Below are 9,125 nucleotides of genomic sequence, written 5' to 3'. Positions count from 1 at the left end.
GTCCAGGAACGGGTCACACTGTCGGTCGAGACGGGCGAACCCTACAACGTCGAGTACCGGATCCGGCGTCCCGACGGCAGTTACTTCTGGGTGCTCGCCAGCGGTTGCTGTGAATTCGATGAGCAAGGCGAGGCATTTCGTTTCCCTGGTGTGCTGATCGATATTCACGAACGCAAGACCGCCGAAGAATCCCTGCTCAAGTTCACCCGCAACCTGGAGCAGCGGGTGGCCGATGAGGTCGAGGCGCGGCTGGCGGCGGAAGAACAACTGCGCCAGTCACAGAAACTCGAAGCCATCGGTGGCCTCACCGGCGGTGTGGCCCATGACTTCAACAACCTGTTGCAAGTGATCGCTGGCAACCTGCACCTGTTGGCACGCCATGAGCCGAATAACCCCAATGTGCAACGCCGGGTCTCGGCGTCGATTGCCGCGGTCGAGCGCGGTGCCAAGCTGTCCTCGCAATTGCTTGCATTCGCCCGTCGCCAACCGTTGTCGCCTGCGGTCTTCACGTTGCGGCAGATTTTCGATGGCCTGGCGGAGCTGTTGCAACGTGCCTTGGGTGAAACCCTTCAGGTGCACATGGCAGCGCCTGAGGATTCCTGGAATGTGTTTGTCGATCGCAATCAACTGGAAAACGCCATTCTCAACCTGGCGATCAATGCCCGGGACGCCATGCAGGGTGAGGGGACCATTGATCTTTGCGCGGACAACATCGTCCTGGGTCGCCAATTTTGCGCCGGCAAGGGCATTGCTGCCGGGGACTATGTACGGGTGTCCGTGGCGGACACCGGCGTCGGCATGCCGCCGCAGGTGCTGGCCCAGGCGTTCGAGCCATTCTTCACCACCAAGGCCGACGGTCAGGGCACCGGATTGGGCTTGAGTATGGTGTTTGGTTTCGTCAAACAGAGTGGCGGTCATATCGAAATTGCCAGCGCCGTCGGGCAGGGCACCCGGGTGCAGCTGTATTTCCCGCGCACCTTGCGCTCGGCACCCAGCGAAACACCGAACCCCGACGTGCCGCAACGGGGTGGCCACGAGCGTATTCTGGTGGTCGAAGACAATGAGGCGGTGCGGGTATCGGCGGTGGAGTTGTTGCGCGAAGAGGGTTATCAGGTCCTCACGGCCACCAACGGTGACGTCGCCATGCAAATGTTGCTGGAAGGGCTGGCGGTGGACCTGATATTCACCGACGTGGTCATGCCCGGCCTGATCAAGAGTTCGGACCTGGCGGCCTGGGCGAAAGTGCAGGAACCACCGGTGGCCGTGCTGTTCACCTCGGGGCATACCCGCGACATCATCTCGCGTAATCACCAGCTCAGCCCCGACACCCACCTGCTGAGCAAACCCTACAATCCCGAAGCACTCAGGCAAATGGTGCGCACGGTGCTTAACGGCTGAAACCAGTGGAGGCGCGGGTGCAGGCAAAGGTTTTATCGCCTGTGCGACAGGACGACGAACGGACGCCGCTGGTCTGACAGGTGGTCGACAGAACGGGCTAACCGAGGCCATTCTGATAGTTGGTGAACGCAATTGATCGCGTTTCGCTGCCGATCAACAAACGGAGGTGTTCCATGCCGGTGCCCCATGACCTTTATCAGGATCTGAAACGCTCAAAGGAAGAAGTCCAGCAGAAACGCACCAAGGATCCGTTACTGGATTCACTGCTTAACAAGTATTCCCAGGCGGATGCCGAAGTGGTGAAAGCAGAGGAGGCCAAGTCCAACGATGACACCGTAAGGAAACTCAAGGAGGCTCGCCTGCTGGTCAAGGACAAGATCGTCAAGCAACTGGGCTCGACATCCTGACCCAGCGTGCTGCCACCGACGAGCGGTGGCCGGAAAGTTGGAACGGCAACCAGAACCGGCACCTCGAATGCTCAGAGACCAATGTTACGGCTCTCAACGAGGTGCCTCATGACCCAGCCCGAATATCCCAGTGAACAACAGGGTGCCTACGACCCTATACCCACTCATCCCGAACCGCTGAGCCCCGAACACACCACGGTCAATCCCGAGGAAGAGCCGGGCATTGATGAATGTCCGGAAGATGAAGGTGTCGACTCGGACACCGAGTGAACGCTGTCCCTGTRGGAGCGAGCCTGCTTGCGAAGACGTCAGCACAGTCAACACCACTGGTGACTGCCCGTCCGCGATCGCGAGCAGGCTCGCTCCTACAGGGGGACTTCGGTGAATTCAGGAAGGGGGGACTGCTCATTGCAATGCCTTGCTCAACGGCAAACGCACCATGTTCTGCGCTTTCAGCGAACCGAAATACAACCAATCCCCATACTCGCGCACTGTGGTGATCGGTGAGTAGTTGTCGCTGCTGCCGTCCTGCAGGTTGGCAATCACTTTGCCCTCAAGGTCCAGACCCAGGGCAAACCCGCGACTTTCCACGGGTTTGGGCAAGACAGTCATGGCCCGCACGATCATCTTGCGCACGAACGGATGTGCAGCCGTGCCATCGAGCAAGGCGTTTCGGGGGGCATACAGTGCCACCCAGAACCGGTCGTGACCATTGAACGACAGATTGTCCGGCAGCCCCGGCAGGTTGTCGATGAACAGGTCATGGGTGCCGGCCTTCGGACCGCTGAGCCAATAACGGCTGATGCGGTAGGCCCCGGTTTCATTGACCAGTACATAGGCATCGTCCGGCCCCAGGGTCACGCCGTTGGCAAACTCCAGCTTATCCAGCACAACCGACGTTTTGCCGGTCTGGAAGTCGTAACGCAGCAGTCGACCGTCGCCGCCGTGTTCGAGCACGGCCTCACCGTCGTGGCCATAACCAAAGCGGCTCGAAGCATCGCTGAAATAAGCGTAGTGACCGGGTTTATCGATGGCCACATCGTCGGTAAAACCGAAGGGAACGCCGCCGGCCTCTGTGGTCAAGGCCACCAGACGCCCCTGGGCGTCGAGGGACAACAAACCTTTGACGGCATCGGCGATCACCAGCAGACCATTGGGATGCCGGGCCAGGCCCAGTGGCCGGCCACCGGTATCGGTCAGGACTTTGGTGGTCTTGCCATCCAGGCTCGTGCGGATCAGGCGACCGTCGTGCAGGCCGGTGATGAGCGTGTCGTTTTCCAGCAACAAGGCTTCCGGCCCGTCGATGTCGGCGGCACCGACGCGTTCCACCCCCTTGAGCCGCTGATTGTCGGCGTAGATTCCGCTGGTGAGGGACGGCGCAGGTTGTGGCGTCCAGGCCACCGGTCGCACTTTGGTCGGCATCAGCAGCAGGAAGGCGCCGATGACGACGATGGCCAGCAACAGACATTTGAAGGTTCTGCTCACGCGCCGACCCCCGTCGCCGCCAGATACTTCTGCGCCATGTCGCGCAACGCCAGCATCGACGCCGCCGATTCCCGATCGATGCGCCGCTTGAGCAACAACCGGTTGGCAATCCGCATCGCCAGACCGCTGAATTGATACTCCAGGGTCCGGACGAAACGCGTGTCGTTGCCCTCGGCATCGCATTCATAGGTCACCACCAGCGACAGGCCATGATCACCCTGGGCCCGGGCGCTCCAGCGCCGTCCGGGCAAGTACTCCGCTACCTCCCAGCGCAAGTGCCCGTCGCGGCCACCAGCGCGGATGTCCTCTTCGAAACGTGCGCCAGCATGCAACGGGCCTTTCGGCCCATCGATATGCAGCGACGACGGATGCCATTGCGGCCAAAGGGTCACGGTGCTGGCGTAGGCCAGTACATTGATCGGGTTTCCGGCAATGACAACCTGATGCTGCATGCGGGTCATGGGCGTTCTCGTCGGGTTGAGCGGCACAGGTTCCGGTTCCCAGTAGAGGGTGCCGAACAGGTAGTCCATCAGCGGGAAAACGATGTTGAAATTACGCTCCTGCATCAGTTCGCGGCGGTGATGCAGTTCGTGCAACCGGCGCATCTGGCGGATCCACGGCAATCGTGTGATCCGGTTGTGCGACGGCAGATGCTCGCAGGCATGAAACACTTCGTAAGTCAGGTAACCGAGGACAAGAAGGCCGCCGACCAATCCGGCGACGTTGGTATTGATGTGCTTGAGCAGCCACCAGAGTGGCAGGGCGACGGCGAGGGTGTGCAGCACGATCAGCCATGCCGGAAACAGTATCACCCGCCAGTCGCGGGCGCTGTCGTAGGTCATGTGGCCGGGGGTGAAAAAGCTGTGGTGGTCGCCGGCGTGGCGGGCATAAAACAGCCGGGCGAAGCCCTTTCTATGATGACCCAGGTGGCGATGCACCCTGTACACGCCGAGGTTGAACAGCAGCAGCGTGACGGGCACCGCCAGCCATTCTGTTGGCCGCACCTGATGTACGGTGCTCCAGAAAGCGCTGATCGCCAGCGCCCCGAACAACAGGACAAAAGCGCCGTGCAGCCAAGGGTTGTAGAGCGGATGAATGTCGGCGCGGTAACGGCTGCGGAATCCTTCGGTGGTCTGCCTCACTGCAATCACCTGTCGTTTTTGTTATCTCTTTCAGATTAGCCGATCCCGGTGAATTGACGGGCCGAACCTTGAGGCCACAACGGCCATGATCCGGTGCAAACCGGTCTCAAGTCAGCGGGTCCCAGCGTTGCGACCAGTCTTCGTCGGAATCGATAACCTCGCGCAGCAGGTCGAAGGCCCGTTGCAGTGTCGGCGAGTCACGATCGCGCGAATAGACCAGATAGGTCGGGTAGTTGAATTCCGGCGCCTTGGGCACCCGTTCCAGGGCGCCGCTATCCAGATAACTTTGCACGACGCGGGTGCGAAAGTAGCCGCTGCCGCCGTTTTCGAGAAGGTACTGCAGGCCCAGCGGGCCAAGATTGAAGCTCAGCGCCGCCTTGGCTTTTTCCGGCAGGGCGGCGTCGTGCTGGCGTCGGAAGTCAGCGCCCCAATCGATGTACACGTAAGGATCTGGCTTGCCGGCCAGGCGCACGAGAATCAGTTTTTCTTCGAGAATCTGCTCAACCTGCAAACGCGGCCAATACTCGGGCTGATACACCAGCGCGGCATCCAGAACGCCCAACTCCAGTTGACGCAGCAGGTTTTCACCGTCACGGATTTCCATGCGCAAGGCGTGGCTGGGGATGTTTTTACGGATTTCGCCGGCCCAACCGAGCATCAGCGGGTTGCACAGGCTCACTTCGCCACCGATGTGCAGCACATCGCGATAGCCCTCGGGCAATGGCAAATCACGCCGCGCGGCTTCCCAGGTTTGCACCAGTTGATTGGCGTACACCACGAACGCTTCGCCATTGGGTGTCAGGCGGGCTCCGGCGCGGTTGCGCACGAACAGGGTACTGCCCAGTTGGCTTTCGAGTTTCTGCACCCGCGCGGTGATCGCGGTCTGGGTGACATGGAGCTTCTCGGCAGCCGCGGCCAGGCTGCCGTGGCGAACGATTTCGAGGAAGGTGCGGGCGAGGTCGATGTCCATGGGGTGGCCGGTGTGGAGATTGCCGACATTGTAAGAGCACCACCGAACCTGTGGCGAGGGGGCAAAAACGACGAATCCCGCCACTAAGGGCGGGATTCGTTTGCGGCCTTGCACGCTCCCGAAGCTCGGGAGCCAGGTGCTTACGACGGGAACAGTTCAGACAGTTTCATCGCCAGCATCATGTCGCCTTCAGCGCGCAGTTTGCCGCCCATGAACGCTTGCATGCCGTCAGTCGAACCGTCGACGATGCCTTCCAGGGTTTCGCCGTCCATCACCAGGGTCACCTGGGCGTCCGGGTTCTCGCCTTCCTGCAGTTCGCAGGTCTGGTCCTTGACGATCAGCGAGAAGTTCTTGGAGTCGTCGATGCGGAAACCGAAGACCAGGTCCAGACCGGCAGCAGCGGCTGGGTTGAACTTGGCTTTCATTGCTTGTACGGCGTCTGCTACGGAGGTCATGGTTCGATCCTTTCTTGGGTAATAAGAGCTGGGTGATTACAGCCAGGGTCACAATAGTCCGGACTCAGCGAAACGTGATGAGTTCCGGGGCCTTCAACAGTTGCAGGTGCGCATGAATGTTGAAGGAAGCCAGGGCCACCTCGCGACCACGAAACTTAAGCTGGTTGAGCGAGGTGTTGACGATTTGCCAGTTCAATTCAAAGGCCTGTCGGGCAGGCATTTGCGTAATCAGGTGGAGCAGGGCAGTAATGGTGCCACCGGACGTGAACACGGCGATTTTCTGGGTGTTGTCGGCCTGGTCGAGGATGCGGTGCAAGCCGGCCTGGACCCGCTCGACAAAGCCCAGCCAGCTTTCCAGGCCCGGGGTGTCAAAGGTGCCGGCGAGCCAGCGTTCGATGATCAGGGCGAAGATACGCTGGAACTCACCACGGTTTTGCGCGGCATTGCGCAGGATGTCCAGGGCTTCGGGTTCGTCCGGCAGCATGGCCGGCAACAGCGCGCGGATCACCGCATCGGCGTCGAACTCGTTGAAGGCGCAGTCGGTTTCCAGGAGCGGCACCGGCAGGCCCACCGCGGCGAATTGTTCCAGCGCGCTGTTGGCCGTGTGTTGCTGGCGGCGCAGGTCGCCCGCCAGGCAGCGGTCGAAGCTGATGCCGAGTTCGGCCAGGTGCCGGCCAAGGATTTCAGCCTGTCGAATGCCGGTCGGCGACAGGACGTCGTAGTCGTCCGCACCAAAAGAGGCCTGGCCATGTCGAATCAAATAGATGCTGCCCACGTCCGCGTCATCCCGGTGCGTTGAAGGTTTGGCGAGGTTATGAGGATGGCGGTGTACTGTCAATTAAAAAACATACGCTTGTTTGAAATGCCCGTTACAGGCCTGCTGCCAGAGGTTTCACGGCTGGTCGCAAGGTCGGCGCATGGGTATGCTGGAGGTATCCCGCGCGCGTTCGAGCCGCGCATCGTTTGAGGAGTCCCCGTGGAGTTTTTTTCCGAGTACGCCATTTTTCTGGCCAAGACCGTGACCCTGGTGATCGCCATTCTGGTGGTCCTGGCCAGTTTTGCGGCCTTGCGCAGCAAGGGACGGCGCAAGTCGTCCGGCCAGTTGCAGGTCAGCAAGCTCAATGATTTCTACAAAGGGCTGCGCGAGCGCCTGGAGCAAACCTTGCTCGACAAGGACCAGCTCAAGGCCCTGCGCAAGACGCAGGCTAAAACCGACAAGAAACAGAAGAAAAAAACCGAGGCCAAACCCCGGGTGTTCGTGCTGGATTTCAACGGCGATATCAAGGCTTCGGCCACCGAAAGCCTGCGCCACGAAATCACGGCCTTGCTGACCCTCGCCACACCGAAGGACGAAGTGGTGCTGCGCCTGGAAAGCGGCGGCGGCATGGTTCACAGCTACGGCCTGGCTTCTTCGCAACTGGCACGCATCCGCGAAGCCGGCGTGCCCTTGACCGTGTGCATCGACAAGGTCGCGGCCAGCGGCGGCTACATGATGGCGTGCATCGGCCAGAAGATCATCAGCGCACCCTTCGCGATCCTCGGCTCGATTGGCGTGGTGGCGCAGTTGCCCAACGTCAATCGCCTGCTGAAAAAGCACGACATCGATTTCGAAGTGCTGACCGCCGGTGAATACAAGCGCACCCTGACCGTGTTTGGCGAAAACACCGAGAAGGGGCGGGAGAAGTTCCAGCAGGATCTGGACATTACCCATCAACTGTTCAAGAACTTCGTGTCGCGCTATCGCCCGCAGCTGGCGATCGATGAAGTGGCCACCGGCGAAATCTGGCTCGGCGTCGCGGCGCTGGACAAGCACCTGGTCGACGAACTCAAGACCAGCGATGAATACCTCGCCGAGCGCGCCAGCAAGTCCGAGCTCTATCACTTGCATTACACCGAACGCAAAAGCCTGCCAGAGCGCATTGGCATGGCCGCCAGCGGCTCGGTCGATCGCGTGCTGCTGAGCTGGTGGAGCCGTTTGACCCAGCAACGCTTCTGGTAAGCCTTTAGCGGGCGTCTGCAACAAGATCAAACCGCGGATTTTTCGCGGTTTTTTTCGCCCGGAATTTCAGGTTTGTCATTTTCCTGTGGCCGCCGCGAAACGTCCTAACYGATCAGCCGAGCATTCCGACTTACGCCTGAGTCGCCGCTGGTTATTCTGGTGATTCCCAATAGTTTGCAATGGAATGCACATGAATAATCACGCCCATGGCGGTGCCCCAACACCCAATGTCCTGATGCACAACGAACTGAAGGCCGCGGTGGAGACCGCACTACCGCAAACTCCCGCTCAGTTTGGCGAGCGCTTGATCAAGGAAAAGTGGGGAGCCGACATTGATCCGCAGGCAGCCCTGCTGGTAACACTCGACTATAACTACCATGGGCATCCTCCAGAGAACGGTATCCATCAGGGGCAGGTGGGGAGTTCCCGCACCCTGATCCAGGCCCTGCTTGGCAATTATCAGACGGTGGGCGACGGGCGCTTCGGCGAAACGGTGTTTGGTCTGTACACACCGCCCGACATCGGGCCGTCGGTGCGCATTGTCGAGAAGGTCGATGAGTTTGCTTATGTGGGCAGCGGTAACCACGACACCTATGAAGGCATTTACCGCGCAACGGTTCCGCAATCCTATGGCCCGCACACGCAAATCAATCTACGGCCTGCCGATTTCAAGCTGTGGGTCTGGGGGTTGTTTCTTTCTGATCGATACCAGGCTTATCTCGATCAGGCCTGGCCGTCGGACGCGGTCATCGCTGCTCCCGGTCCTTATGCCCTGAGGACATCGGTCAAGGTCGCTTTCGTCATGGCGGCCCGGCTGCAATATCAAGAACGGTGCCTGTCTCGAAAGGGGCTGGAACTTGCCATGCAAGCCGCCGGGTTGCCCGCCACGCAGACCTGGGAAGCGCTGACGATCCAGCAATTGCAAGCGCCGACAAAAATGCCTCCGGGTGTCGAGGCGAGTCGGTTGAAACTGTACCGTTATACAGCGACGGATATCTGGTGCTTTCAAGAGCGATCAGGTTCCAGGGTGTTGCTGTACATCCCCGGCAATTCTTCGCCATTGCACGAATTCACCGACAGTCGACAGTTGCGCCAATGGATCGTGGCTCAGGGCAGGGGCGCCGATACGAAACATGCATTGGCGGCTCACTTCACCGAAGAGGATCGAGAGGACGGCACCTTTCATGCGGGTGTACTGACCGCGCTGGAGGGCATGGCGATTTATCCCAAAATGCACAGGCTGACGAAGAATGCCGGGTTCTTCAACGA

The 9,125-nt window shown here is 60.1% G+C and carries 10 protein-coding genes; 5 read left to right on the top strand and 5 right to left on the bottom strand.

Going from position 1 to position 9,125, the window contains the following annotated elements; translation table 11 throughout:
- The 3 genes from AC1DVH_RS21700 to AC1DVH_RS21690 all read left to right on the top strand — a co-directional run.
- Positions 1 to 1,398, top strand: a 1,398-nt coding sequence (locus AC1DVH_RS21700; RefSeq protein ID WP_477755532.1) for an ATP-binding protein, incomplete at its 5' end; no start/stop codon positions are given.
- Between the two features lie 173 nt (positions 1,399 to 1,571).
- Positions 1,572 to 1,805, top strand: coding sequence for a DUF465 domain-containing protein (locus AC1DVH_RS21695; RefSeq protein ID WP_046038510.1), 234 nt, complete (start codon positions 1,572 to 1,574; stop codon positions 1,803 to 1,805).
- A 108-nt stretch (positions 1,806 to 1,913) separates the two neighbouring features.
- The gene (locus AC1DVH_RS21690) at positions 1,914 to 2,075 is read left to right on the top strand and encodes a hypothetical protein (RefSeq protein WP_477755531.1); all 162 of its coding nucleotides are present in this window, start codon (positions 1,914 to 1,916) and stop codon (positions 2,073 to 2,075) included.
- Positions 2,076 to 2,210: 135 nt separating this feature from the next.
- Here the strand turns inward: AC1DVH_RS21690 and AC1DVH_RS21685 are convergent, their stop codons facing one another.
- From AC1DVH_RS21685 to AC1DVH_RS21665, 5 genes are all read right to left on the bottom strand, one after another.
- Positions 2,211 to 3,290: an SMP-30/gluconolactonase/LRE family protein gene (locus tag AC1DVH_RS21685; protein ID WP_477755530.1), complete on the bottom strand. Its 1,080-nt coding sequence runs from the start codon at positions 3,288 to 3,290 to the stop codon at positions 2,211 to 2,213.
- On the bottom strand, positions 3,287 to 4,432 hold the full coding sequence (locus AC1DVH_RS21680; protein WP_477755529.1) for a sterol desaturase/SRPBCC family protein: 1,146 nt from the start codon (positions 4,430 to 4,432) through the stop codon (positions 3,287 to 3,289). The genes AC1DVH_RS21685 and AC1DVH_RS21680 overlap by 4 nt, the downstream gene beginning before the upstream one ends.
- A 106-nt stretch (positions 4,433 to 4,538) precedes the next feature.
- A complete protein-coding gene (locus AC1DVH_RS21675; RefSeq protein ID WP_477755528.1) occupies positions 4,539 to 5,402 on the bottom strand; it encodes a LysR family transcriptional regulator in 864 nt (287 codons plus the stop codon).
- A gap of 140 nt (positions 5,403 to 5,542) precedes the next feature.
- Positions 5,543 to 5,857 (bottom strand): SCP2 sterol-binding domain-containing protein, encoded by a 315-nt coding sequence (locus AC1DVH_RS21670; protein ID WP_477755527.1) that lies wholly within the window; start codon positions 5,855 to 5,857, stop codon positions 5,543 to 5,545.
- A 64-nt stretch (positions 5,858 to 5,921) separates the two neighbouring features.
- Positions 5,922 to 6,632 (bottom strand): histidine phosphatase family protein, encoded by a 711-nt coding sequence (locus tag AC1DVH_RS21665; RefSeq protein WP_477755526.1) that lies wholly within the window; start codon positions 6,630 to 6,632, stop codon positions 5,922 to 5,924.
- A gap of 201 nt (positions 6,633 to 6,833) precedes the next feature.
- Between AC1DVH_RS21665 and sohB the strand changes: the two genes are divergently transcribed.
- Positions 6,834 to 7,856: a protease SohB gene (gene sohB, locus AC1DVH_RS21660; protein ID WP_477755525.1), complete on the top strand. Its 1,023-nt coding sequence runs from the start codon at positions 6,834 to 6,836 to the stop codon at positions 7,854 to 7,856.
- A gap of 190 nt (positions 7,857 to 8,046) precedes the next feature.
- Positions 8,047 to 9,125 (top strand): dermonecrotic toxin domain-containing protein (locus AC1DVH_RS21655; protein ID WP_477755524.1); only part of this gene is annotated, 1,079 nt, incomplete at its 3' end.

This window comes from Pseudomonas sp. P4_C3 (assembly GCF_056402075.1).
The sequence above is the reverse complement of the archived record's forward strand: the minus strand, read 5'-3'. Positions and strand labels throughout refer to the sequence as shown.